Here is a 21,193-nt window from a genome sequence, read left to right as displayed (position 1 = left end):
GATCGGGCCGATCCAGCCCGCCGACGACACCGAACCGCACGGGCGAGGCCCCGGTCGTGGTCGCCTGCATCAGCCGCCACGTCGGGCGGGCATAGGCGGAGCGGTCGGCGCTCCAGCTGGCGCGCTCGCCCGGAAAGGTCATGCGGGCCGTGCGCGACAGGCCTGCAAAAGCGTTTTCGACCCGGCCGCTGACGGTCTTCAGATCATCGGATTCACAGGCGGTCGAGGCCGCCCGCGCACGCGCACGCGCCGCCGTCTCGGCGACCTCGCGGTCATTGGCCCCGGCGCGCAGGGCCGCACCCCGCGCCTGCCAGGCGGCGGCGTTCAGGGCGGCGGTCAACTGGGGCTGGAACAGACTGCACCGCTCATTGGCGGCCAGAACGAAGCTGCGCTCATAATAGGGGTCGAAAACCCCGGCCATGGCGCTGACCGGCGCCGCCGTCGCCAGCACGGCGCAGATCAGGGCTTGGATTCGCCGGGGTGAAAGACCTATCCTCATGCCTCCACCCTAGCGGCGCGTCGTTTGGGTTCCGTGTTCGAGCAGGGTTAGCAAATTGCTTCTTTCCAGCGACCTGTGGGTCAGCGCCCTGATCCGCCGCGCCCAACTCGAAGGCGCCTACGCCACCGTGGTCAAGAAGGGCGACGACCGCGCCGGATCGGTCATCGTCAAGGCCTACGACACCTCGACCCGCACGGCGAAGCTGTACACCGAAGCCTTTGGTCAGGACGGCGACCGCCTGTGGATCCAGCCGGTGACCAGCGAGAGCGAAAGCGAACTGGACGCCTACATCGCCCGCCAACGCGGCTATGACCCCGACCTCTGGGTCGTCGAAATCGAAGACCGGCAGGGTCGGCACTTCATCACGGAGAAGGTGGCGGAGTAGTCGCCGCCGCGCCCGCGCGTCCCGTCCCGCCTACCGCTCGCAATACTGATAGATGATTTCACAGCTCGCATTGCTGCGGGCGCAGCGGCTTCGCACCATGGATCGGACCTGGCTCATCGTGGTCCCCGCAGCCCATGGATAGCTCTCACCGGAATTGATGCTCGCCACGGCGACGCAAGGACTTTGGTATGAGGTGACCAGGGCGCAATCATCGCCCCCGCCGTTGTCTATGCAATCCTGCAGGGCGCCGTCTTCGGCCACTTGCCGATCAGATGCGTTCACCCACGCGCCCGACACAACACCTGCCGCCGCCACCGCGCCCCAACGGCCGCCGCCGCTCCCGCTGCTTCTGGTGTCGCCAACGCCGTGCGCAGGAAGAAAGACGTTGTTGTAAGCCGCCGTCCCCGGCTGCTGAGCCCCCGCCGGCGCCGCGCAAAAGATCAGCGCCGTTAGTGAAAAGGCGGTCGCCAAACTGATCTTCATACTTTCGCTCCTGCTACAGTTCGCTGACGGCGACTGACGCCGTTTTCTCATTTCAGCAGACAGAAAAGAGAACGACATCAATCGATTTAGTCAACAGTCTCCCAAGACACTGCCCAATACAGATCCGCACACCCTGCTATCCAGAGACTGCGGCGTCACGTTCGGCCCGGTCCTTGATGATCGTCAGCACATTATCCTGAATGTCGCCCATCATGAGCTCGCCCCAAAGTCTGGCATAAGGATTGACGTGCGTCTTGGCCACGTAGCGGGTCGTCAGGGTCACTTCGGTCATGTCAGGTGAGATCGGACGCAGGACGTAGTCGCCAGAGTCGATCTTCAGGAAGACGCCGTCTGGCGAAATATGCTTGTCGGTATAGTCCTGAACCGAACTATTGGTGAAGTTGAACGCCCAGCCCAGCTTGCGGCCCGGCTGCCAGTCCACGATCCGCTCTTCAAAGTTGATGTGGTCGCCCCAATGGGCCGTCCGCACTGTTCCCACGCCCGCGCCGTCCACGGTGGATTCCCTGGGGCGAGGCATCCCGATGATGTTGTGGGTTATGGTCCAGCGCCCCTCGTCAGCACCAATGTCGCGGCTGGAGACGGCGTAGCGCCAGATGTCTTCGGGCGCCGCCCTTACAACGACGCTTCGCGTCAGCGTGACCGTCTCGTGCGGGACAGGAATCTGCGCTTCGACGATCGCCGCCACCAGGGGGATGATCAGGAAGCTGCTTTCGAGCGCCCGCCCGCGACGATTGCGCTGCGAGCGCATCAGGAACGCGCCTATCCAACCGCTGGCCAGCCAGATCGGGGCCACCATGATCAGGCAGATCACGCCCTCATGCAGGACGAACACTGACGCCAGACAGACAATGCCACAGAGCGTCAATGGAACCAGCCAGTAGAAGCTCGCAGATCGGGTTCGATCCGGGTCGCCGATGTAACAGATCAACGCGCACAGCACCGCAGGCAACAGGGCCAGGAACCAGATGCTGGCGAACCAGATCGACCCCGCCTGCGAGGCCGAGAACAACACGAATGCGCTGAGTGCAATGGTAAGCGCGAGAGCGAACCCCGACAGGAGACGGTGACGCAGACGGTGACGACCCTTGGTGGTCGATGCCTCTTGTTCGCTCATGACACCCTCAGTTCCTGTCTGTTGTTTCTGTAAAAAGAGAAATCACGGGGCAAATTTTCACCCGCCGCCGCGGTCCTTGACGCCCACGAACTTGAGCAGGCCGACGACCTTGGAGCCCATGCGCATCAGCCGCATCAGGGTGTCAGGCGGGACGTCGAGCATCTGCTGGTACCAGTCATCGACTGTGTTCACGAAGACATGCATCCGCTTCAGGCGCGCCCTGACCTCCGGGCTGATGTCCGACGCCTGGCCGTCAACGCCCGCCACGGCGTCATTGATGGCGGCGACCATGGGGTCGATCTCGCGCGCCTTGCGTCCCTGGGCGACCTTGGTGGCCATCTGCCAAAGATCGGTTTCGGCTTGATAGTGGTCGCGCCTGTCGCCCAGAACCGGAACCCGGTGGATCAGTTTCCAGGCCTGCAACTCTTTGAGACTGTTGGAGACGTTGGACCGTGCGAGGCCCAGGGTGACGGCGATCTCCTCCGCCGTCAGCGGCTTTTCGCTCAGATAAAGCAGGGCCTGAATCTGGGCCACCGAACGGTTCACTCCCCATTGGCCGCCAAGATCGCCCCAGCGGAGCACGATCTGCTCAACGGCCAGAGGCAGCGACCTGTCGTTTATTTCTGTCATGACAGAAATAAACGACAGCGATTGTCATAAGTCAAGACAGGCTTCGGGCGACCTCACCCCTTGCGCGCATCGAATTCGGCGCGCGCTGTTTCGATGCGGTCGATGTTCTTTTCGGCCCATAGCCAGACGCCGCAGAAGGCTTCGGCCAGGGTGAAGCCCAGGTCGGTCAGGCGGTATTCGACCTTGGGCGGGATGACGGGGTGGACGGTGCGGACGACCAGACCGTCGCGCTCCATCTGACGCAGGGTCTGGGTCAGCATCTTCTGGCTGACGCCCTCGACCAGCCGCCCCAGTTGGGTGAAGCGGGTCTCGCCATGTTCGGCCAGAACCTCCAGTATCAGCATGGTCCATTTGTCCGCGACCCGGCCGATCACCTCGGTGACCAGGGCCTCGACGCGCGGGTCGGCGGTCTGGCCGGTTTCAGGATGAGCGATTTTCGCGGCGGCGGAGCCCGTCATGGCTTAATCTTTCCATTCGGTAAGTATGGCAGTTTGAAGTGCCTACTTTCCACAAGAGAGCGTCCGTCATAACTGGGTTTCAACGCGAATGCACGCGTTCGAAACGGAGCCCGATCATGAACATCACCGGCAACACCATCCTGATCACCGGCGGCGGCACCGGCATCGGCCGCGCCCTGGCCGAGGCCCTGCACGTACGCGGCAATCAGGTCATCATCACCGGCCGCCGCCAAGCCCCGCTGGTCGAGGTCGCCGCCGCCAATCCCGGCATGGCATGGGCGACGCTGGACATCGCCGACCCCGCCGCCATCCGCGCCTTCGCCGCACAGGTGGTCAGGGATCACCCGGCCCTGAACGTGGTCGTCAACAATGCGGGCGTCATGCTGGCCGAAGATCTGAAGGCCGAACCGTTCGATCTGGATACGGTCGAGACCACCATCACCACCAATCTGCTGGGCCCCATCCGCCTGACCGCCGCCCTGCTGCCGCACCTGCGGGCGCAGGAAGCATCGACCGTGATGACCGTGACATCCGGGCTGGCCTTCATCCCCCTGACGGCGACGCCGACCTATAATGCGACCAAGGCGGCCATCCATTCGTGGAGCCAGTCGCTGCGTCACCAGTTGGCCGACACCTCGGTCGAGGTGCTGGAACTGGCGCCGCCCGCCGTGGCCACGGACCTGATGCCGGGTCATGCGGACGATCCCCACTCCATGCCGTTGGCCGACTATACGGCGGAAGTCATCGGCCTGATCGAGCGGGGCGACACGCCGCGCGGCGAGATCCTGGTCGAACGGGTCAAGCCGCTGCGGTTCGCGGAGCTGAACGACTATCAGGCGGTGTTCGAACGCCTGAACGGCGCGCACTAGGTCCAATCCGACATTCAAGAACCCGACCTCTTGCTTCGTCATTCCGGGGCGGAGCGGAGCGAAGAACCCGGAACCCAGGGCCACGTTCACACCACTGGACGCATTCGAGGGCGGATGCGCGCCCCCTGGGTTCCGGGTTCGTCCTAAGGACGCCCCGGAATGACGCTTGGGGGCTGAGCATCGATTATATCGTCCCCTCAAACGCCGTCAGGATCGGACAGGGTCCGGCGTGGTTCTCGCCGCAGCGTTTCGCCAGCTTCTGCAGCGAGGCCCGGGCGGCCTGAAGCTCGGCGATCTTGACGTCCAGATCGGCGATCCGGGCCTGGGCCAGGGCGCGCGCCCGGTCGTGGTCGTGACCGGCGTCCAGCGCCAGCAGTTCGCCGATCTGGTCCAGAGTGAACCCCGCCCCCTGCGCCGCGCGGATGAAGCGCAGGCGGCGGACCTCTGGCTCTCCATAACGGCGCACGCCGCCGTCGCCGTCTGGTTTGGGCATCAGATCGCGGCGCTGATAATAGCGCACCGTCTCGACGCCGACGCCGCCCGCGCGGGCTAATCCTGCAATCGTCGTGGTCATGCCTTGACTCCGTACCATGGTCCGCACCCCACATGGGGTTCAGACGCTGATGATGCAAAGTCCAAGGAAGCCCTGATGCCCGCCCAAAAGACCGCCGTCCTGCACCGTATGGTCATGGAAAAGCACACCTGTCCGTGGGGCCTGCGCGCCCTCTATCTGCTGAAAAGCGAAGGCTACAAGGTCGAGGATCGCTGGCTGACGACGCGCGAACAGGTCGACGCCTTCAAGGCCCAGCATGACGTCAAGACCACGCCCCAAACCTTCATCGACGGCCAGCGGGTCGGGGGCTACGACGACCTGCGCCGGTTCCTGGGCAAGCCGGTCAAGGATAAGGACAAGAAGACCTACACCCCTGTTCTGGTCGTCTTCGCCGTCACCGCCCTGATGGCTATCGCCGCCAGTTATGCGGGCGGAACCCTGCTGACCATGCGCACGCCCGAATGGTTCATCGCCTTTTCAATGGCGGCGCTGGCCATGCTGAAGCTGCGTGATCTGGACGGGTTCGCCACCATGTTCCTGGGCTATGATGTGCTGGCCAAGCGCTGGCTGCCCTACGCCTACATCTATCCCTTCATCGAACTGGGCGCGGGCGTGCTGATGATCGCGGGCGTGCTGAACTGGCTGTCGGTTCCGGCGGCCATCGTCGCTGGCTCAATCGGCGCATGGTCGGTGTTCAAGGCCGTCTATATCCAGAAGCGCGAACTGAAATGCGCCTGCGTCGGCGGCGACAGCAATGTGCCGCTGGGCTTCCTGTCCCTGACCGAGAACCTGATGATGGTGGCCATGGCCGTCTGGATGGGCTGGATGGCCTGGGGCTGAGGCCATCCGTCCCTGCCCGTCGCGCGCTTATCTGTCACCGGTCGAGCGCGCGATGACGGCCCGCATCCCTTCGGCGTGAAGGGCGCCGGACGGGGCGATCTTGGTGTTGGGCGTTTCCGCCGGTCCGGTATTGGCGGTCACGTCTTCCGGCCCGCGCCAGCTGGGGTTCTCGGCCTTGCGCTGGACGGCTTCGGCCAGATGTTGGGTCGCGGTTTCGGCAGGCGAGCGCTTGGCGGCGTCACGGCGGGCGTGAACCTCATCCGTCACCCGTTTCACAGCCTCGGCCAGCAGGGCCTTCTTCTGGCGCGCGCCTGCGTCCAGTCCCGGCGTTGCAGTGTTGCGGGTTCGTGTGCGGATCATACGCTGAACCCGGTCACGCCGGGCGCGCAGCCGCTTCTGCAGATCGGTCAGCTGGGCCTGAGACAGGTTGGCGATGTCCCGGCTCTGGGCGACCAGTTCGCGCTCACCTGAGTCCAGAGCGCGCTCTTCGTGGCTTATGGCCATGCGATTTCTCCGTTTCCGTTACAGGTAAAGGGAGCGTCTGCATCGACCGGATGTTCCATTTTTGCGACTGTCGGTCACAGTCGCGGCCGCCTGCAAAGGCGCCGTTCTTGACTTCGCGTCGCTTTGCGCCCATTTGCGCCGCATCGCACAATCGCGATCTCCGGCGTCTCCAGCGCGTGTGGGTCCCTCCCCGGGCCTGTCTGTAGAAGTCGCCGGTTCCTCAAGTTCATTCGCTGCCCGGACACGCGGGGCGGCGCCCGATCCACCCCGCAGGCCTCACCCCCGAGGCCCCGTCGGGACTGGCGGTGCGCGGCCCGACGGCGTCATGCCATGGCTGAAAGCGCCCTGCCGCACGCGAAAGACACTGCTGTGAGCACCACATTCGAATCCATGGGCCTGAACAAGGCCCTTCTTCAGGCCCTGACTGCGACCGGCTACACCAAGCCCACGCCGATCCAGGAAAAGTCCATCCCCGACGTCATGGCCGGCAAGGACCTGCTGGGCATCGCCCAGACCGGCACCGGCAAGACCGCCGCCTTCGCCCTGCCGATCCTGCATCGCCTGGCCGAAAACCGCATCGCCCCCAAGCCGCGCACCACGCGCGTGCTGGTCCTGTCGCCCACGCGTGAACTGGCGACCCAGATCGGCGACAGCTTCAAGGCTTACGGTGCACACCTGGGCTTCCGCGTCGCCGTGATCTTCGGCGGCGTGAAATACGGCGGTCAGGAACGCGCCCTGCAACAGGGTCTGGACATCCTGGTCGCCGCTCCGGGCCGCCTGCTGGACCACATCCAGCAAAAGAACCTTGACCTGTCCTCGACCGAAATCTTCGTGCTGGACGAAGCCGACCAGATGCTGGACCTGGGCTTCATCAAGCCGATCCGCCAGATCGTCAGCCGCATCCCGGCCAAACGTCAGAACCTGTTCTTCTCGGCGACCATGCCATCCGAGATCGGCAAGCTGGCGGGCGAACTGCTGAAAGACCCGGTCAAGGTTCAGGTCACGCCGCAATCGACCACCGTCCAGCGCATCAGCCAGTCGGTCGTCTATATCGAACAGGGCAAGAAGCGCGCCCTGCTGACCGAAATGTTCAGCGACCCGGAATACAAGCGCTGCCTGGTCTTCACCAAGACCAAGCACGGCGCCGACAAGGTTGCCGCCTATCTGGAAACCGGCGGCGTCGAAGCCGGCGCGATCCACGGCAACAAGTCCCAGCCACAACGTGAACGCACGCTGGAGGCCTTCAAGAAGGGCAAGCTGCGCGTTCTGGTCGCCACCGACATCGCCGCGCGCGGCATCGACGTGGACGGCGTCTCGCACGTCGTGAACTTCGAACTGCCGCACGTGCCGGAATCCTATGTCCACCGCATCGGTCGTACGGCCCGCGCAGGCAAGGACGGCACCGCCGTCAGCTTCGTGGCTGGCGACGAGATGAAGCTGCTGCGCGACATCGAAAAGGTCACCCGCCAGAAGATCCCGGCTGCGGATCGCCGCAACGACAAGCAACTGGCGGCTCTGGACGCCTCGATCATGTCCGCTGGCGTGGCCAAGAAGGCGACCATGCCGGAACGTGAAGGCGGCGAGCGCAACGAAGGCGGCCGTGGCGGTCGTGGCGGTCGCAACCGCGCGCCCCATCGTGAAGGCGTCCGTCCGGAAGGCGGCGGCCAGCCCCACCGTCAACGCCGCAACCGCCCCGGCGGCGAGGCTGCGGCTCCGCGTCCTGAAAAGACCTACAACCCGATGGCTGGCGAAAAGATCACGCCGCGCGAACCCCGCCAGTCTGACAACCGTCAGTCCGAGCCGCGTCCCGAGGGCGAAATGAAGCGCCGCCCCCGCCGCCGCCCGTCGAATGGCGGCAAGGGCTACAGCGCCGCTAAGGGCTGATGTGAACGCCTCCTCCCCCGCCTGTCGGGGACGGCAATAAAAAACGGCAAAGGAGCCGCCGTTCTCATGTCAACCGATGGCTGCGGACCTTAGAAGTTCCAGGTCGCGCCCACCGAGAAGCCGACGCCCGAACCGCTCGACTCGGCCAGGATGTTGGAGATGGCCAGACCATTGCCATAGACGTCGCGGGTCTCGACGACCTTGCTCTTGTCGATGTCGATATAGGTCACGGCGCCGTCGAAGGTCACCGAACCCATCGTCTTGGACAGACCCGCCGAATACAGCATGCGGTCGCCGTCCGGGATGCGGGCGGTGCGTTGGCCGTCACGGGTCGGGGTCGGGTCATAGCCGATGCCGCCGCGCACCGTCATGGTCGGATCAACGGCGTAGTCGAAGCCGATCGCACCCGTGGTCACGTCCTTGTAGTTCTGGACGATGGCGCTGTCGGTGGTGTTGTAGTGCACGCGGATGGCGTCGAACTCGCTCCAGCCGATGCGGTTGACCTGGGCGTTCAGGGTCAGCTTTTCATTGACGTGATAGCGACCCGACAGGGTGGCGAACCACGGCGTGTTGAAGTTGGCGTTGCCGTTGGCGGCGACATTGGCCACAGCCAGCGGACCCGTCAGGCCCGAGATGTTGATGTCGCCGTCCAGATCATGCTCGATCTTGGAGCGGTACGACAGACCCAGGTCCAGCTTGTTGAAGTGCGCCTGGGCGCCGACGTTCCAGCCGTAATCCCAGCCGTCGCCTTCCAGCGAGTTGAAGCCGTCCGTCGCCGCGGGGATCAGAACCACCGGCGCCACGCCCGCCACAGTCGGGATGTTCGGCATGGCCGAGGTCAGCTTGGCCTTCACATACTGGGCGTCAAAGCCGACGCCCACGTCCAGCCAGTCTGTGACCTTGGCGGCCAGCACCACGCCGACGTTGGCCGAGCGCAGTTCCGACGTCATGGCGTCGTAACGGGCGAAGTCGTTGGCTTCGTACTTGGTGGTGAAGTTATAGGGGGCCTGAACCGCCAGACCGACCGTGAAGCGGTCGCCGATCGGCTGGGCGATGGCGAAGTTCGGCACCAGTCCGCTTTCGACCACGTCATGCACATGCGGGTTGCCCCCGACCGGCGTCGAACCCGACAGGATGGTCCCAGCCGGGAACGGCGGGGTGGGCGCAGGCAGGTTGTAGTTGATGGTCGAGCCGCGGTCATCGACGCTGGAGTCCAGGATCAGACCATGGACGCCGACATAGGCCTGACGGCCGCTGCGGGCGATGGCGGCGGGGTTCCACCACAGCGACTGCACGCCGGTGTCGGCGCCTTCGCCGGAATAGGCGCGTCCAGCGCCGCGGGTCGATTGTTCTTGAAGATAGAAGGAGCCGGCCATGGCCGGGGCAGAGACGCCGACCAGCAGGGCGGTCGTCAGGGCCAGTCCGCCAACACGGGCGATGTTCCTGGGGTTCATTTCATACACCTAATTAGCGTCGCCCGCCTGATCAGCGGGACGATCGGGGGAGGAGCCAACAAAGCGTTCCCGTCATGAAAACGTTGCAGGCAAGGCCCCCATCGGACCGGAAGCGGGCGAAACAGTGGCGCGAAAGCCGCACACGATCACGCCTTCGAGAGCTTCCGCCAGGGCAAGATCAGTGCGACGGATAACGTTATTATCGGAATATTTTTGCGGCAAATCAGCGAGTTTTGGCGTTCCATGCAGGTCAGGCGCCTATCAACGCCGCCTGACAGGTCGAAACATGAAGCTGTTCGACTGTGTCGAAGCCGCGACACTGGTTCACGCTCAATGGCGCACGGTTGAGAACTGCGGGCTCAGGTCTGCGCCGATTGCGGAACAATGCGCCCCTCAGCCGCCGCGACGCCCGAATCCAGAACCGGGACTTGAGGTTTTGTGCTATAGGGACCATCTCGGGCGGACGGATTTCGCCCCGCCCAGGCTTTTTGCCGCCAGCCTTTTGCAGACCGATCCCTATGTACGAAACGCCCGAACTGGAAACCGACGTCCTGGTCCGTTCCAGCAGCATCCGCATCCATACGCCCGAGGATTTCGAGGGCATGCGCAAGGCCGGACGTCTGGTCGCCGAGGCGCTGGACATGATCATCCCCCACGTCCAGCCGGGCGTGACCACGGGCCAGATCGACGATCTGGTGCGCGAGTTCACCCTGGACAACGGCGGCCTGCCCGCCTGCCTGGGCTACAAGGGCTATGAGAAGACCGTCTGCACCTCGATCAACCACGTCGTCTGCCACGGCATTCCCGGCGACAAGGTTCTGAAGGAAGGCGACATCGTCAACATCGACCACACGGTCATCGTCGATGGCTGGCACGGCGATTCAAGCCGCATGTATGCGGTGGGCGAGATCAACGCCCGCGCCAAACGCCTGATCGACATCACCTATGAATCGCTGGACCTGGGTCTGGCGCAGGTCAAGCCGGGCAACACGTTCGGCGACATCGGCTTCGCCATCCAGAAGTTCGTCGAGGCCCAGCGCATGAGCGTGGTGCGCGACTTCTGCGGCCACGGCATCGGCCGCGTCTTCCACGACAGCCCCAACGTCCTGCACTACGGCCGCAAGGGCGACGGCGCCGTGCTGAAGGCAGGCATGTTCTTCACCGTCGAACCGATGGTGAACCTGGGCAAGCCGCAGGTGAAGGTGCTGTCCGACGGCTGGACCGCCGTGACCCGCGACAAGTCCCTGTCGGCCCAGTGCGAACACACCATCGGCGTGACCGAAGACGGGCTGGAGATCTTCACCGCCTCGCCCAAGGGCCTGTTCCGCCCGAACTGACTCCAGGTCCAATCGATAGTCGGCGGGCCTAACTTCCAGCTCGTCATTCCGAGGCGTCCGAAGGACGAACCCGGAATGACGGCGGTAAGCTGAACGTCGGTTAAATCGAAGCGGTTGGCGCGTACACACGCTGCACTTGCGCCAGCCGCCGGATCGACCGATCCTGCCGGCGCATGACCGACGAACTTCCCGCCAAGACCACGCCGCGTCACAACGGCCATCGCGACCGGCTGCGCGAGCGGGCGGCCAAGGGGGGACTGGGCGCCCTGCCCGACTATGAGCTGCTGGAACTGCTGCTGTTCCGCAGCGTGCCGTACAAGGACACCAAGCCGCTGGCCAAAGACCTGCTGGCGCGTTTCGGCGGGCTGGAGGGGATCGGCGCAGCCAGTCATGAGGCGGTTGAGGACAGTGTCGCGCGGTCGCTGGGCTATGCGCCGGGCAAGGCGACGCGGGCGGTGGCGCTGGACCTGCAGCTGATCTTTGACGTGACACGCCGGATCGCGCGCGAGCCGACAGCAAAACGGCCGGTGATTTCGTCGTGGAGCGCCCTGCTGGCCTATGTTCGGGTCGCCCTGCAGCACGAGCCGCGCGAGCAGTTTCGGGTGCTGTATCTGGACAAGAAGAACCAGCTGATCCTGGACGAGGTGCAGAACCGCGGCACGGTCGATCACGCCCCCGTCTATCCGCGCGAAGTGGTGCGCCGCGCGCTGGAGCTGTCGTCCAGCGCCCTGATCCTTGTGCACAATCACCCGTCCGGCGACCCCACGCCCAGCCGCGCCGATGTGGAGATGACGAAACAGGTTGTGCTGGCAGGCCGCGCCCTTAACGTCGAGGTGCATGACCATCTGGTCGTCGGCCGCGACGGGGTGGCCAGCCTGAAGCAACTGGGACTGATGTGACGACGACGCTGAGCACGGAACGGCTGATCCTGACCCCGGTCGGGCTGGATGACTTCACCGAGATCGCCGCCCTGTGGCGCAAGACCGACTTCACGCGCTTCATCATGGGCCGCGCCCTGTCGGAAGAAGAGGTCTGGTTCCGGGTGCTGCGCGACATCGGCCACTGGGCCGCGCTGGGCCACGGCAACTGGTCGATCCGGCTGAAGGATGCAGGCGACTATCTGGGCAGCGTGGGGGTGCTGAACTACCGGCGCGAGATGACGCCCGCTTTTGATGCGCCCGAACTGGGATGGGGCGTCGATCCGGCCTTTCAGGGCCAGGGTTACGCCGCAGAGGCCCTGACCGCCGCCCTGGCCTGGGCGGACCGGACACTGGGCGCCGCGCGCACCGTCTGCATGATCGCGCCCGACAACCTGCCTTCGCTGAAACTGGCCGCCCGTGTCGGCTATCAGCCCTATGCCGAGACGACCTATAGCGACCATCTGGTGCGGCTGTTCGAACGCCCCTGCACGCCCCCGTAGTCAGCCATTAAGGTTTATAAGGCAGGCTGGAGCGTGAACGTCTCACGAGTGCTTTCCCATGCCCATGCCCGTCGAAACCCTGCGCCAGCATCTGGTCGAGGCCTTCCCTGACGCAGAGATCGCCATCGAGGATCTGGCCGGTGACGGCGACCACTATCGTGCGCGCATTGTTTCCGGCGCCTTTGCGGGCCTGTCGCGCGTGAAACAGCATCAGTTGGTCTATGCGGCCCTGAAGGGTCAGATGGGCGGCGAACTGCATGCCCTGGCGCTGGAGACCTCCGCCCCACAGACGGCCCAGGGAACCTGATCCATGCGTTATCGTCCGTTCGGCGCAGCGGGCGCCGCAGTTTCGAACCTGACCTTCTCGATCGGCACCGACACCCTGTCGGGCGGGCGCGACGCCACGCTGGACCTGCTGTATTCGGCGCTGGAAGCGGGCATCAACTCCTATCGGCTGGAAGCGCCCGATCCCGTCACCGCCGAGGTGCTGGGCGAGGCCCTGTCCCACGTCAATCGCGACCTGGTCTGCGTCAGCCTGAACCTGGGTGCGGGCGAAGGCCGCAATGCGCCGCGCGATTTCTCCGCCGAGGGCATGACCAGCGCCATCGATCAGGTGCTGCATTTCTCGGGCCTGGGTTGGATCGACGTCGCCGTGCTGCAGGAGCCGGGCGAACATGAGTTGCAGCAGTCATCCCTGACCGCCCTGAAGGGTCTGCGCGCCTCGGGCCGCATCAAGCTGCTGGGTGTTGCGGGCGAAGGCGAGGTCATGGACGCCTATGTCTCGACCGGCGCCTTCGACGTGCTGATGACGCCCTACAACATCCATTCGGACTGGAAGATCCGCAACCGCGTCCGCGCCGCGCGCGAACAGGACATGGCGATCTTCGTCTATGACTATTTCCGCGACCGCCGCTCGCCTGACCGCGACGCCTCCAAGGCCCCGCCCCGCAAGCGCGGCTTCTTCGGCATCGGCGCGGAACCGCGCGTGAAGGGAACCGCCGATCCCTATCATTTCCTCTGCAACACGCCGAAATGGACTGCTGAGACGATCAGCCTGACCTACGCCCTGATCGACCCGTCGATCGCCAGCGTCATCGTCCGCGCCAAGGACAAGGACCGGCTGAAAACCCTGGCCGAGACGCCCGAACGCGACATGCCGCCGGGCCTTGCGGCCCAGATCGAGATGGCCGGGGTTCAGCCCAACGCGGCCTGAGACCATCACGTTAGGGTCAGCACGCGCGACGCGACGCCGCGCAGTGCTTGACCCGGAGCCTTCGCCTCCCTAGCTGACGGGCTTCACGAAAGGCCAATATCCGTGACCGACACCGTTCAAGCCGCTGACCCCGTCCACGCCTTCATCGCCGACACTGTCGCGCAGCACGACGTCGTGTTGTTCATGAAGGGCACGCCGGACCAGCCGCGCTGTGGCTTCTCCTCCCTGGCGGTTCAGATTCTGGACCATGTCGGCGCGTCGTTCGTCGGCGTCGACGTGCTTCAGGACGAGAGCCTGCGCGAAGGCATCAAGAGCTTCACCGACTGGCCCACCATTCCGCAGCTCTATGTGAAGGGCGAGTTCGTCGGCGGTTCGGACATCGTGCGCGAGATGTTCCAGGCAGGCGAACTTCAGGCCCTGATGGTCGAGAAGGGCGTGGCTCTGGGCGAGGCCTGATGGCCCGCCAGACCCTGACCCCGCGCGAGGACCGCGAGGTCTTCGTCCTGCCGCTTGAAGTTCTGCCCGAGCATATCGACGGCAACGGCCATGTGAACAACGTGGTCTATGTCGGCTGGCTGCAGGACGCCGGCACGGCGCACTGGAACGCGCGGTTTTCCGAGGAAGATCGCGCGAAATGGTCATGGGTCGCGACCCGGCACGAGATCGATTATCTGCGCGGGATCGAGCCGGGCGCCATGGGCGTCGTCGCCCGCACCTGGGTCGGCGAGCCGCACGGCCCGCGCTTCAACCGCTATGTCCGCATCGAGAACGCCGAGGGCAAGGTCTGCGCCCAGGGCGTCACCGAATGGGTGCTGGTGGACGCTGCGACCCTGAGGCCGCAGCGCATACCGCCGTCGATGCTGACGGTGTTCGAGGCTACTTCAGCGGATTGATGATCCGCACCGGGCTGCCCGCCTCGATGCCCAGGTCCGCATAGGTCCAGCGCAGCTCCACGTCGGGAACCGCGACCAGCGAGCGGCAGATGTCTTCCTTGATCCGGCGCACCGTGACCTCGGCCTGACGGTTGTCAGCGACCGAAACCTCGAAGTCCGCCTGGGTGGTGCAGCCGTTGGACGTGACCAGAACGACCAGAGCGCCATCGTCGATCCGCGCGCCGCGAACCGGCTCGGCGGCCGGGGCGTCATGGCGCGTGACATTGACCCGCACGTTGTCGCTGGACGTGCTGTCATAGATGACACAGGCCGTGAGCGCCGGCGCCAGCAGACCCGCCAGCGCCAGAACCTTGAGGCCCCGCATCACTTGGCCTCAGACGACGACGTAACAACGCGTGTCGTGGGCTTTTCGGTCGAGATGATGATGCAGCCCGACAGCAGCGGGGCGGCGATGGCGATGGCGAGAGCGAGACGAAGCATTGGTGTGATCCCCTAAAGAGCTTGCCCCTTACTGACCTGCCTTTGTCCGCCACACACGTGAAAAATCAGCAAGGCAGGTGAACAAAATGACAGGTCAGGGACAGGCAGGGTTGTCAGGCGGCCTCTGACGTCGCCTCTTCGACGAACAGCAGCTTCTCGTCGTTCCACATGGTCAGGGCCTCGTCCTGAAGCTGACTGTCGGCGACCGGCTTGGGTCGTCCCAGCAGATAGCCCTGCACCTCGTCGCAACCCTGGTCGCGCAGGAAGCTCAGTTGCTCCAGCGTCTCGACGCCCTCGGCCAGCACCGGGATGTCCAGGCTTTCGCCCAGAGCCAGAACAGCGCGGATGATGGCGGCTGACTGAGGCCCGCCGTCCAGTTCGGACATGAAGGACCGGTCCAGCTTGATCTTGTCGAACGGGAAGGCCCGCAGCGTCGACAGGGACGAATAGCCGGTGCCGAAGTCGTCCATGGCGATGGAGACGCCCAGCAGCTTCAACTGACGCAGGATATGGGTCGTGCGGTCCAGGTCGGCGATCATGGCCGTCTCGGTGATCTCCAGCTCCAGACGGTGCGGCGCAAGCCCCGTCTCCATCAGGATCTGATGCACCAGACGCGGCAGGTCCACATGGCCCAGCTGGATCGGCGACAGATTGACGGCGATCTTGTACGGCGCTTCCCACAGGGCGGCCTCGGCGCAGGCCTTGCGCAGCACCCATTCGCCGATCGGCAGGATCAGACCACTTTCCTCCGCCAGCGGGATGAACTCGGCCGGAGACACGAACGTCCCGTCCGGCTGGATCCAGCGCAGCAGCACTTCGTAGCCCGTGACTTCGCCGGTTTCCGCCGAGGCCTGCACCTGCCAGTTCAGGCTGAACTGGTCCTGGTCCAGGGCCTCACGCAGTTGCTGGACCAGACGGCGCCGCTCGCGCACGGCCTTGTCCATTTCTTCCCCATAGAAGCAGACGTCCGTCGTCAGCGACGCCTTGGCCCGGTACATGGCCAGGTCGGCGTCATTGATCAGGGCCGAGGGCTCCGTCGCATCATCGGGCCAGAGGGCGATGCCGACGCTGGCGCCGCACGCCACATCAGCATGACCCAGATCGACAGGCTCGGTGATGGCGACGCGCAGGCGGTCGGCCAGACCCAGGGCGTCCTCACGCTGGTTGATCTGCATGACGGCGACGAACTCGTCCCCGCCCAGACGCGCAATGAACTCGCCGGGTTTGAGGCAGGCCTTCATCCGCTCGCCGATGCGCACCAGAAGCTGGTCCCCGGCGGCGTGGCCGTGGATGTCGTTGACCTCCTTGAAGCGGTCCAGGTCGATGGCCAGCAGGGCCACCTTGTGCGGCACGGCGGCGTCTGCGGTCTGTTTGGTCAGCAGCTCAAGGAACGAGGTGCGGTTCGGCAGGCCCGTCAGGCTGTCGTTGCGGGCCAGATGGGCGATGCGGCGTTCCTGGGCCAGACGCGCCCGCAGGTCGCGCACGGCGTAGATCATCAGGGGCGCGGTGTTGGCTTCGCCGCCGTCGCGACGTACGGCGACCTCGACCGGGACCAGACGGCCTTCGTCCAGATTCAGCGCCGACTGCGTCAGCACGCCGACGCCCAGTTGGTTGCGCTCCGGCAGCCACTTGGACAGATCCCCGCCAATCAGGGCCTCATGCTTGGCTCCGACCAGATCGGCGAAGGCGGCGTTGGCGGCCAGGATGACCCCGCCCTGCTCCACCACCATGCCGTCCACGCTGCCCTCGACCAGATGGGCCAGACGCTGACGGGCCTGAGAGCGCGACTGAAGGTCCAGCGCATGGCTGGAGACGCCCGTGCCCAGAACCAGAAGACCCACGCCCGCCACGGCGAAGGCCATGACCAGATTGGCTTCCTGTCCCGTGATGTCGCCGACATTGGGGGCGAACGGGATGATGGTCATGGCGGCCATGCCGGTGAAGTGCAGGGTCACGATCCCGCCCACCATCAACAGGGCGGCAGGCCAGGTCGATCCGGCGCGGCCTGCGCGACGCGCCGCCTCGAACGCCAGGGCGCCGAAGAAGACGGCGCCGACAACGGAGGCCACGACATAGGCGGCCGACCAGTGGATCACCGCCTCGGCGGCGAAGGCGTCCATGCCGATATAGTGCATCAGGGTGACGGCCAGACCGAACAGAGCCCCGCCGACAGGCGCGGCGAAACGCATCTGGCGCGAGCCGAACCACAGGGCCAGGGCGCTGCCGCAGATGGCGATGCCCAGGGACACGCCGGTCAGCATTGGCTCATAGGTGACGTCGACGCCGGGCTCGTAGGCGATCATGGCGACGAAATGGGTGCACCAGATGGTCGCGCCGGTGGCGACGGCCCCCATGAAGGTCCAGGCCAGACGCCCGCCCTTCTCCGAGTGACGCAGCCGCTGGAACAGCCGCGCGACGATCAATGACCCCGACAAACACAGGACTGCGGCCAGGCCGACAAGCCACAGATTATGATCTTCAACCAAACAGGAGAAGAAACGCATTAGACACTCGACATGACTGGTACCACTGCCGAGGTCTGTACGGTGCAGAGGCTTATCATTCGCCCACTGAACAGGGATAACATACCCCTAAAAAACGGGGCGAGCGCCTGTCAGACGGCCGTGTCGGACACTGTGTCGGGTGTCAGGTCTGGGGCAGTTGGTAGGGGTTGTTGACGCTGACCGGCGAACCGGGCGCCAGACCCAGCTCCTCGAACGACCACTTCACCTGCACACCCTCGGCCAGCTTCTGGTGACACTTGTCTTCGTCGATGCGGCGCAGGGTGATGACGGCGTTTCCGCCCTGGATGCTGACAATGGGGATCAGGTCGGACTTGGACGTGCAGCCGTTGGAGCTGACCCAGAACACCGCCTGGTCACGTGTGAAGGCGGCGGCGTGGATGGCTTCCAGTTCACCCGGCATGCCCGCCGTCGAAACCGTCGGCTGAGCCGTGAGGCTGGCGCATCCCGACAGGCCTGCCGCGATCGCCGCGGCCAGAGCCATGCGTCCGATGACGGCGCGCTTCACCTGGCGGCCTCCCATTCCCATCTTCCTGAACATCCTCAGAATGCGCCTGTTCGCCCGATAAGGGAACAGCCGGAAATAGCAGAAAAGGCCCCGAACGAATCCGGGGCCTTCTCCAAACTCAAACTCTTGAACGGCTGGGGCACATCGGAATGTGCAAGCCGCTGTCTTTTATGATCTTCGAAGGCTTCGCAGATTACGAAGCGTAGTATTCGACGACCAGGTTCGGTTCCATCTTCACCGGGTACGGCACGTCCGACAGTTCCGGAACGCGGACATAACGAACGGCGAACGAACGGTCCGACAGTTCCAGGTAATCCGGCACGTCACGTTCCGACGACTGCTGGGCTTCGAGCACCAGAGCCATGTTGCGCGACTTTTCCTTCACGGAGACGACGTCTTCCGGCTTCACGCGGTACGAACCGATGTCGACCTTCTTGCCGTTGACCAGCACGTGGCCGTGGCTGACGAACTGGCGAGCAGCCCAGACGGTCGGGACGAACTTGGCGCGATAGACGACGGCGTCCAGACGCGATTCCAGCAGGCCGATCAGGTTTTCCGAGGTGTTGCCCTTGCGACGCGTCGCTTCCTCGTAGGTCTTGGAGAATTGCTTCTCGGTGATGTTGCCGTAGTAGCCCTTCAGCTTCTGCTTGGCCTTCAGTTGCAGACCGAAGTCCGAAACCTTGGACTTGCGACGCTGACCGTGCTGACCGGGGCCGTAAGAACGCTTGTTGACCGGCGACTTGGCGCGGCCCCACAGGTTCTCGCCCATGGCGCGGTCGATTTTGTACTTGGCGCTGTGGCGCTTGGACATTCTATTCTCTTTTCACGCGATGCGGCCCGGCGTCCCCTGGATTGGGAATGCGATCTCAACGGCGGTCCACGCATCTTCCGTCATCAACCCGCCCCTCGGCGAACCGGGAGGCGTGGAAGGCGGCGCTTATGGCCAGACCAGCCCGCAGAGTCAAGCTGTGGGCAGCCACGGCGGGCGTTAAGCACGATTTCCGGGAACCGGAACGCCAAGCTGCGCCTTAACGACCGAGCGCCCTGTTGTTGCGCCGCCAGACTGACGATGCATCCAGCCGGAGTATCTGATGCGACCGAACGGAGACACACCCGCAGTCGGACTGAGCCACGCCGGCTTCGATCATCTGCGAACCCAGCTTGTCGATCTGGTCGAGCCGCTGAACGACCAGCAGCTGTTGTCGCTCGCCGACGGCATTCACGAACTGCTGCGTCAGCGTCGCGCTCTGCGCCAGCACCACGTCGAACGCCTGCGCCACAGGCTGAACGAGGAAACCAGTTTCGATATCTGACGGCAACGAAAACGCCCGCCGGAGGGTCCGGCGGGCGTCTGGTCGTTCTGACGGCGTCGCTTACTTGGCGGCTTCGTACAGTTCGTTGACCTTGTTCCAGTTCACCACCGACCAGAAGGCCTTCAGGTAGTCAACGCGGCGGTTCTGATACTTCAGGTAGTAGGCGTGCTCCCACACGTCGGCGGCCAGAAGGACAGCGCCCTTCTCTTCAGCCACGTCCATCAGCGGGTTGTCCTGGTTCGGGGTCGAGGTGACCTTCAGCTTGCCGTCCTGAAGGATCAGCCAGGCCCAGCCCGAACCGAACTGACCGGCGCCGGCGGCGTCGAAGTCAGCCTTGAACTTGTCCAGGCCGCCCAGTTCGGCGTCGATCTTGGCGACCAGTTCAGCCGAAGGCTCGCCCGCCTGATCGGCCGGGGCCAGCAGTTCCCAGAACAGGCTGTGGTTCCAGTGACCGCCGCCGTTGTTGCGGACAGCCTTGGGCAGCTTGGAGATGTTGGCCAGCAGCTCTTCCAGCGACTTGCCCTGCAGGCTGGCGTCGGCGTCGACGGCCTTGTTCAGGTTGTCGACATAGGTCTGGTGATGCTTGTCGTGGTGGAAGGTCATCGTCTCCTTGTCGATGGCCGGCTCCAGCGCGTCATAGGCATAGGGCAGCGGGGGCAGGGTGAAGGCCATGGGAGGTTCCTTTTTCCAACAGAAGTTCGATGGGGTGCAGATAAGGGCGGACGGCTCCGAACCCAAGCGTTTAGCAGCCGATTTCGTTCAAATGCTCAGCTTGTGCGCCACGCTGGATCGGGCACAGTGCAGACAGAAATTGTGAAGAGGGGCTCCATGTTGCGATCCTGCGCCATCCTGACGGCCCTGTTGCTCAGCGCCTGCACCTCAGGCCCCTCGGGCTTTGTGCGCGCAGCCGATGAAGCAGCCGCCAATGCAAGATGCAACACTGCATCCGCCGCCAACGGCGGATCAAGCATCAACTGCGTGATGTGGGAAAAGACCACAACAACGACGACCACCACCGCGCTCGATGGCACGACCGTCTCGACCACCACTACCACTCTGCCCAGCGGCGAAGTCGTCACGACGACGGCTCCGCCCAAGGCGCCAGGCGATTAGGCCTCAGGCGGCAAGTTCGACTTGAGACAGTCGCGCACGGCGCGTTTCAGGTCGCCCGGCGCATTGGGCTCGTCCACGCCCTCGGCGGCGAAGACGGCGCGCACGGCGGCGTCCAGACCCTTGGGCAGGGCCTCGATCACCCGCTTCTGGCCCTTCTCGTGCAGGCAGAAGCCCACCTCGCGGCACAGGGCGGAAAACATCGGTTCGTAGGCGTCGATAGAGGTCATGACGCCCCTCTATCACCGAGGGGCGCGATGGGACAGCCGACCAGACCTTAAGACTCTCAGGCCTTCAGACGTTTGGCATGGAAGGCGACATGGTCGGCGATGAAGCTGGCCATGAAGAAATAGGAGTGGTCATAGCCCGGCTGCATCCGGATGGTGACCTTCTGGCCCGCAGCATCAGCGGCGGCCTGCAGCAGTTCAGGTTTCAACTGATCGGTCAGGAAGCTGTCGGCGTCGCCCTGATCGATCAGGATGTCGTCATATACGCCACGCGCGGCGCCCGCCGCGGCGAGCTCAAGCGCAGCATCCGCGTCAGCATGCGCGCCAGCAAGAGCACCGTCCGCGCCACGCTCAAGGCCGGCAAGCTGGTGCTGGACTACGACTACACGCCCGTGCCCCCGCTGGAGGACCTGGGCTTTCGCCAGCGCATCACCGATCGCTACTTCGCCGACTTCGCCCTGCGCGTGGGCACCGGC

At 64.7% G+C, this 21,193-nt stretch carries 26 protein-coding genes and 3 pseudogenes; 14 read left to right on the top strand and 15 right to left on the bottom strand.

Going from position 1 to position 21,193, the window contains the following annotated elements; genetic code table 11:
- Positions 1–499: pseudogene (locus QZ281_RS11020) on the bottom strand (hypothetical protein); the annotation flags it as partial.
- 55 nt (positions 500–554) lie between these two features.
- Here QZ281_RS11020 and QZ281_RS11015 point away from each other — a divergent pair.
- Positions 555–884 (top strand): DUF1491 family protein, encoded by a 330-nt coding sequence (locus QZ281_RS11015; RefSeq protein WP_292228316.1) that lies wholly within the window; start codon positions 555–557, stop codon positions 882–884.
- 30 nt (positions 885–914) lie between these two features.
- Here QZ281_RS11015 and QZ281_RS11010 read toward each other — a convergent pair whose 3' ends face one another.
- The 4 genes from QZ281_RS11010 to QZ281_RS10995 all read right to left on the bottom strand — a co-directional run bounded on the left by QZ281_RS11010 (position 915) and on the right by QZ281_RS10995 (position 3,590).
- The gene (locus QZ281_RS11010; protein ID WP_292228314.1) at positions 915–1,367 is read right to left on the bottom strand and encodes a DUF4189 domain-containing protein; all 453 of its coding nucleotides are present in this window, start codon (positions 1,365–1,367) and stop codon (positions 915–917) included.
- Positions 1,368–1,503: 136 nt separating this feature from the next.
- Positions 1,504–2,502 carry a hypothetical protein gene (locus QZ281_RS11005; RefSeq protein ID WP_292228312.1) on the bottom strand — a complete coding sequence of 333 codons (999 nt, stop codon included), beginning with the start codon at positions 2,500–2,502 and terminating at the stop codon, positions 1,504–1,506.
- Between the two features lie 57 nt (positions 2,503–2,559).
- Complete coding sequence (locus QZ281_RS11000) at positions 2,560–3,084, bottom strand: MarR family transcriptional regulator (RefSeq protein ID WP_292228310.1); 525 nt, start codon at positions 3,082–3,084, stop codon at positions 2,560–2,562.
- 101 nt (positions 3,085–3,185) lie between these two features.
- On the bottom strand, positions 3,186–3,590 hold the full coding sequence (locus tag QZ281_RS10995; RefSeq protein WP_292228308.1) for a helix-turn-helix domain-containing protein: 405 nt from the start codon (positions 3,588–3,590) through the stop codon (positions 3,186–3,188).
- 116 nt (positions 3,591–3,706) lie between these two features.
- Between QZ281_RS10995 and QZ281_RS10990 the strand changes: the two genes are divergently transcribed.
- Positions 3,707–4,459 carry an SDR family NAD(P)-dependent oxidoreductase gene (locus QZ281_RS10990; protein ID WP_292228307.1) on the top strand — a complete coding sequence of 251 codons (753 nt, stop codon included), beginning with the start codon at positions 3,707–3,709 and terminating at the stop codon, positions 4,457–4,459.
- Positions 4,460–4,643: 184 nt separating this feature from the next.
- On the opposite strand, the gene QZ281_RS10985 is transcribed toward QZ281_RS10990, so the two are convergent.
- Complete coding sequence (locus QZ281_RS10985) at positions 4,644–5,033, bottom strand: MerR family DNA-binding protein (protein WP_292228305.1); 390 nt, start codon at positions 5,031–5,033, stop codon at positions 4,644–4,646.
- A gap of 75 nt (positions 5,034–5,108) precedes the next feature.
- On the opposite strand from QZ281_RS10985, the gene QZ281_RS10980 reads away from it, so the two are divergent.
- On the top strand, positions 5,109–5,852 hold the full coding sequence (locus QZ281_RS10980) for a glutaredoxin (RefSeq protein WP_292228304.1): 744 nt from the start codon (positions 5,109–5,111) through the stop codon (positions 5,850–5,852).
- A 27-nt stretch (positions 5,853–5,879) separates the two neighbouring features.
- On the opposite strand, the gene QZ281_RS10975 is transcribed toward QZ281_RS10980, so the two are convergent.
- Positions 5,880–6,356, bottom strand: coding sequence for a hypothetical protein (locus tag QZ281_RS10975; RefSeq protein ID WP_292228302.1), 477 nt, complete (start codon positions 6,354–6,356; stop codon positions 5,880–5,882).
- Between the two features lie 330 nt (positions 6,357–6,686).
- On the opposite strand from QZ281_RS10975, the gene QZ281_RS10970 reads away from it, so the two are divergent.
- Positions 6,687–8,240, top strand: a complete 1,554-nt coding sequence (locus QZ281_RS10970) for a DEAD/DEAH box helicase (protein WP_292228300.1) — start codon at positions 6,687–6,689, stop codon at positions 8,238–8,240.
- Between the two features lie 89 nt (positions 8,241–8,329).
- Here QZ281_RS10970 and QZ281_RS10965 read toward each other — a convergent pair whose 3' ends face one another.
- Positions 8,330–9,694 (bottom strand): outer membrane protein transport protein, encoded by a 1,365-nt coding sequence (locus tag QZ281_RS10965; protein ID WP_292228298.1) that lies wholly within the window; start codon positions 9,692–9,694, stop codon positions 8,330–8,332.
- Between the two features lie 518 nt (positions 9,695–10,212).
- Between QZ281_RS10965 and map the strand changes: the two genes are divergently transcribed.
- The 7 genes from map (at position 10,213) to QZ281_RS10930 (ending at position 14,557) form a co-directional block, all read left to right on the top strand.
- Positions 10,213–11,031 carry a type I methionyl aminopeptidase gene (map, locus tag QZ281_RS10960; protein ID WP_292228296.1) on the top strand — a complete coding sequence of 273 codons (819 nt, stop codon included), beginning with the start codon at positions 10,213–10,215 and terminating at the stop codon, positions 11,029–11,031.
- Between the two features lie 173 nt (positions 11,032–11,204).
- Complete coding sequence (radC, locus tag QZ281_RS10955) at positions 11,205–11,930, top strand: DNA repair protein RadC (RefSeq protein WP_292228294.1); 726 nt, start codon at positions 11,205–11,207, stop codon at positions 11,928–11,930.
- Positions 11,927–12,451 (top strand): GNAT family N-acetyltransferase, encoded by a 525-nt coding sequence (locus tag QZ281_RS10950; protein ID WP_292228292.1) that lies wholly within the window; start codon positions 11,927–11,929, stop codon positions 12,449–12,451. The genes radC and QZ281_RS10950 overlap by 4 nt, the downstream gene beginning before the upstream one ends.
- Before the next feature lie 58 nt (positions 12,452–12,509).
- Entirely contained in the window at positions 12,510–12,758 is a 249-nt protein-coding gene (locus tag QZ281_RS10945) for a BolA family transcriptional regulator (RefSeq protein ID WP_292228290.1), read from the top strand.
- 3 nt (positions 12,759–12,761) lie between these two features.
- Positions 12,762–13,664: an aldo/keto reductase gene (locus QZ281_RS10940; RefSeq protein ID WP_292228288.1), complete on the top strand. Its 903-nt coding sequence runs from the start codon at positions 12,762–12,764 to the stop codon at positions 13,662–13,664.
- 102 nt (positions 13,665–13,766) lie between these two features.
- Entirely contained in the window at positions 13,767–14,120 is a 354-nt protein-coding gene (grxD, locus tag QZ281_RS10935) for a Grx4 family monothiol glutaredoxin (protein ID WP_201100632.1), read from the top strand.
- Complete coding sequence (locus tag QZ281_RS10930) at positions 14,120–14,557, top strand: thioesterase family protein (RefSeq protein ID WP_292228285.1); 438 nt, start codon at positions 14,120–14,122, stop codon at positions 14,555–14,557. Before grxD ends, QZ281_RS10930 begins: the two co-directional genes overlap by 1 nt.
- Here the strand turns inward: QZ281_RS10930 and QZ281_RS10925 are convergent.
- The 4 genes from QZ281_RS10925 to rpsD form a co-directional block, all read right to left on the bottom strand.
- On the bottom strand, positions 14,541–14,921 hold the full coding sequence (locus QZ281_RS10925) for a hypothetical protein (RefSeq protein WP_292228283.1): 381 nt from the start codon (positions 14,919–14,921) through the stop codon (positions 14,541–14,543). The two genes, QZ281_RS10930 and QZ281_RS10925, sit on opposite strands and share 17 nt — an antisense overlap.
- Before the next feature lie 229 nt (positions 14,922–15,150).
- The gene (locus tag QZ281_RS10920) at positions 15,151–17,472 is read right to left on the bottom strand and encodes an EAL domain-containing protein (protein WP_292228282.1); all 2,322 of its coding nucleotides are present in this window, start codon (positions 17,470–17,472) and stop codon (positions 15,151–15,153) included.
- A gap of 211 nt (positions 17,473–17,683) precedes the next feature.
- Positions 17,684–18,067 (bottom strand): hypothetical protein, encoded by a 384-nt coding sequence (locus QZ281_RS10915; RefSeq protein ID WP_292228280.1) that lies wholly within the window; start codon positions 18,065–18,067, stop codon positions 17,684–17,686.
- Positions 18,068–18,260: 193 nt separating this feature from the next.
- Positions 18,261–18,878: a 30S ribosomal protein S4 gene (gene rpsD, locus QZ281_RS10910; RefSeq protein WP_292228278.1), complete on the bottom strand. Its 618-nt coding sequence runs from the start codon at positions 18,876–18,878 to the stop codon at positions 18,261–18,263.
- A gap of 280 nt (positions 18,879–19,158) precedes the next feature.
- Between rpsD and QZ281_RS10905 the strand changes: the two genes are divergently transcribed.
- Positions 19,159–19,380, top strand: a complete 222-nt coding sequence (locus QZ281_RS10905) for a hypothetical protein (protein WP_292228276.1) — start codon at positions 19,159–19,161, stop codon at positions 19,378–19,380.
- A gap of 60 nt (positions 19,381–19,440) precedes the next feature.
- On the opposite strand, the gene QZ281_RS10900 is transcribed toward QZ281_RS10905, so the two are convergent.
- A complete protein-coding gene (locus tag QZ281_RS10900; protein WP_292228273.1) occupies positions 19,441–20,052 on the bottom strand; it encodes a superoxide dismutase in 612 nt (203 codons plus the stop codon).
- 156 nt (positions 20,053–20,208) lie between these two features.
- Between QZ281_RS10900 and QZ281_RS10895 the strand changes: the two genes are divergently transcribed.
- On the top strand, positions 20,209–20,493 hold the full coding sequence (locus tag QZ281_RS10895) for a hypothetical protein (protein ID WP_292228271.1): 285 nt from the start codon (positions 20,209–20,211) through the stop codon (positions 20,491–20,493).
- Here QZ281_RS10895 and QZ281_RS10890 read toward each other — a convergent pair.
- Together QZ281_RS10890 and QZ281_RS10885 are read right to left on the bottom strand one after the other, a co-directional pair.
- On the bottom strand, positions 20,490–20,720 hold the full coding sequence (locus QZ281_RS10890; RefSeq protein WP_292228270.1) for a hypothetical protein: 231 nt from the start codon (positions 20,718–20,720) through the stop codon (positions 20,490–20,492). The genes QZ281_RS10895 and QZ281_RS10890 overlap by 4 nt on opposite strands.
- Before the next feature lie 56 nt (positions 20,721–20,776).
- A pseudogene (locus QZ281_RS10885) lies at positions 20,777–20,998 on the bottom strand (alpha/beta hydrolase-fold protein); the annotation flags it as partial.
- 66 nt (positions 20,999–21,064) lie between these two features.
- On the opposite strand from QZ281_RS10885, the pseudogene QZ281_RS18225 reads away from it, so the two are divergent.
- Positions 21,065–21,193, top strand: a pseudogene (locus tag QZ281_RS18225) (phage tail protein); the annotation flags it as partial.

It is taken from the genome of Brevundimonas sp. (genome assembly GCF_018608325.1).
GTDB lineage: Bacteria > Pseudomonadota > Alphaproteobacteria > Caulobacterales > Caulobacteraceae > Brevundimonas.
Note: the sequence above shows the minus strand (reverse complement) of the source record. Positions and strands in the feature narration are given on the sequence as shown.

Excerpts from the sequence above, each read along its gene's own strand:
- QZ281_RS11010 (WP_292228314.1), bottom strand. The coding sequence starts at position 1,367 with ATGAAGATCAGTTTGGCGACCGCCTTTTCACTAACGGCGCTGATCTTT.
- QZ281_RS11005 (WP_292228312.1), bottom strand. The coding sequence starts at position 2,502 with ATGAGCGAACAAGAGGCATCGACCACCAAGGGTCGTCACCGTCTGCGT.
- QZ281_RS10995 (WP_292228308.1), bottom strand. The coding sequence starts at position 3,590 with ATGACGGGCTCCGCCGCCGCGAAAATCGCTCATCCTGAAACCGGCCAG.
- QZ281_RS10990 (WP_292228307.1), top strand. The coding sequence starts at position 3,707 with ATGAACATCACCGGCAACACCATCCTGATCACCGGCGGCGGCACCGGC.
- QZ281_RS10985 (WP_292228305.1), bottom strand. The coding sequence starts at position 5,033 with ATGACCACGACGATTGCAGGATTAGCCCGCGCGGGCGGCGTCGGCGTC.
- QZ281_RS10980 (WP_292228304.1), top strand. The coding sequence starts at position 5,109 with ATGCCCGCCCAAAAGACCGCCGTCCTGCACCGTATGGTCATGGAAAAG.
- QZ281_RS10975 (WP_292228302.1), bottom strand. The coding sequence starts at position 6,356 with ATGGCCATAAGCCACGAAGAGCGCGCTCTGGACTCAGGTGAGCGCGAA.
- QZ281_RS10970 (WP_292228300.1), top strand. The coding sequence starts at position 6,687 with ATGGCTGAAAGCGCCCTGCCGCACGCGAAAGACACTGCTGTGAGCACC.
- QZ281_RS10965 (WP_292228298.1), bottom strand. The coding sequence starts at position 9,694 with ATGAACCCCAGGAACATCGCCCGTGTTGGCGGACTGGCCCTGACGACC.
- map (WP_292228296.1), top strand. The coding sequence starts at position 10,213 with ATGTACGAAACGCCCGAACTGGAAACCGACGTCCTGGTCCGTTCCAGC.
- radC (WP_292228294.1), top strand. The coding sequence starts at position 11,205 with ATGACCGACGAACTTCCCGCCAAGACCACGCCGCGTCACAACGGCCAT.
- QZ281_RS10945 (WP_292228290.1), top strand. The coding sequence starts at position 12,510 with ATGCCCATGCCCGTCGAAACCCTGCGCCAGCATCTGGTCGAGGCCTTC.
- QZ281_RS10940 (WP_292228288.1), top strand. The coding sequence starts at position 12,762 with ATGCGTTATCGTCCGTTCGGCGCAGCGGGCGCCGCAGTTTCGAACCTG.
- QZ281_RS10930 (WP_292228285.1), top strand. The coding sequence starts at position 14,120 with ATGGCCCGCCAGACCCTGACCCCGCGCGAGGACCGCGAGGTCTTCGTC.
- QZ281_RS10925 (WP_292228283.1), bottom strand. The coding sequence starts at position 14,921 with ATGCGGGGCCTCAAGGTTCTGGCGCTGGCGGGTCTGCTGGCGCCGGCG.
- rpsD (WP_292228278.1), bottom strand. The coding sequence starts at position 18,878 with ATGTCCAAGCGCCACAGCGCCAAGTACAAAATCGACCGCGCCATGGGC.
- QZ281_RS10905 (WP_292228276.1), top strand. The coding sequence starts at position 19,159 with ATGCGACCGAACGGAGACACACCCGCAGTCGGACTGAGCCACGCCGGC.
- QZ281_RS10900 (WP_292228273.1), bottom strand. The coding sequence starts at position 20,052 with ATGGCCTTCACCCTGCCCCCGCTGCCCTATGCCTATGACGCGCTGGAG.
- QZ281_RS10895 (WP_292228271.1), top strand. The coding sequence starts at position 20,209 with ATGTTGCGATCCTGCGCCATCCTGACGGCCCTGTTGCTCAGCGCCTGC.
- QZ281_RS10890 (WP_292228270.1), bottom strand. The coding sequence starts at position 20,720 with ATGACCTCTATCGACGCCTACGAACCGATGTTTTCCGCCCTGTGCCGC.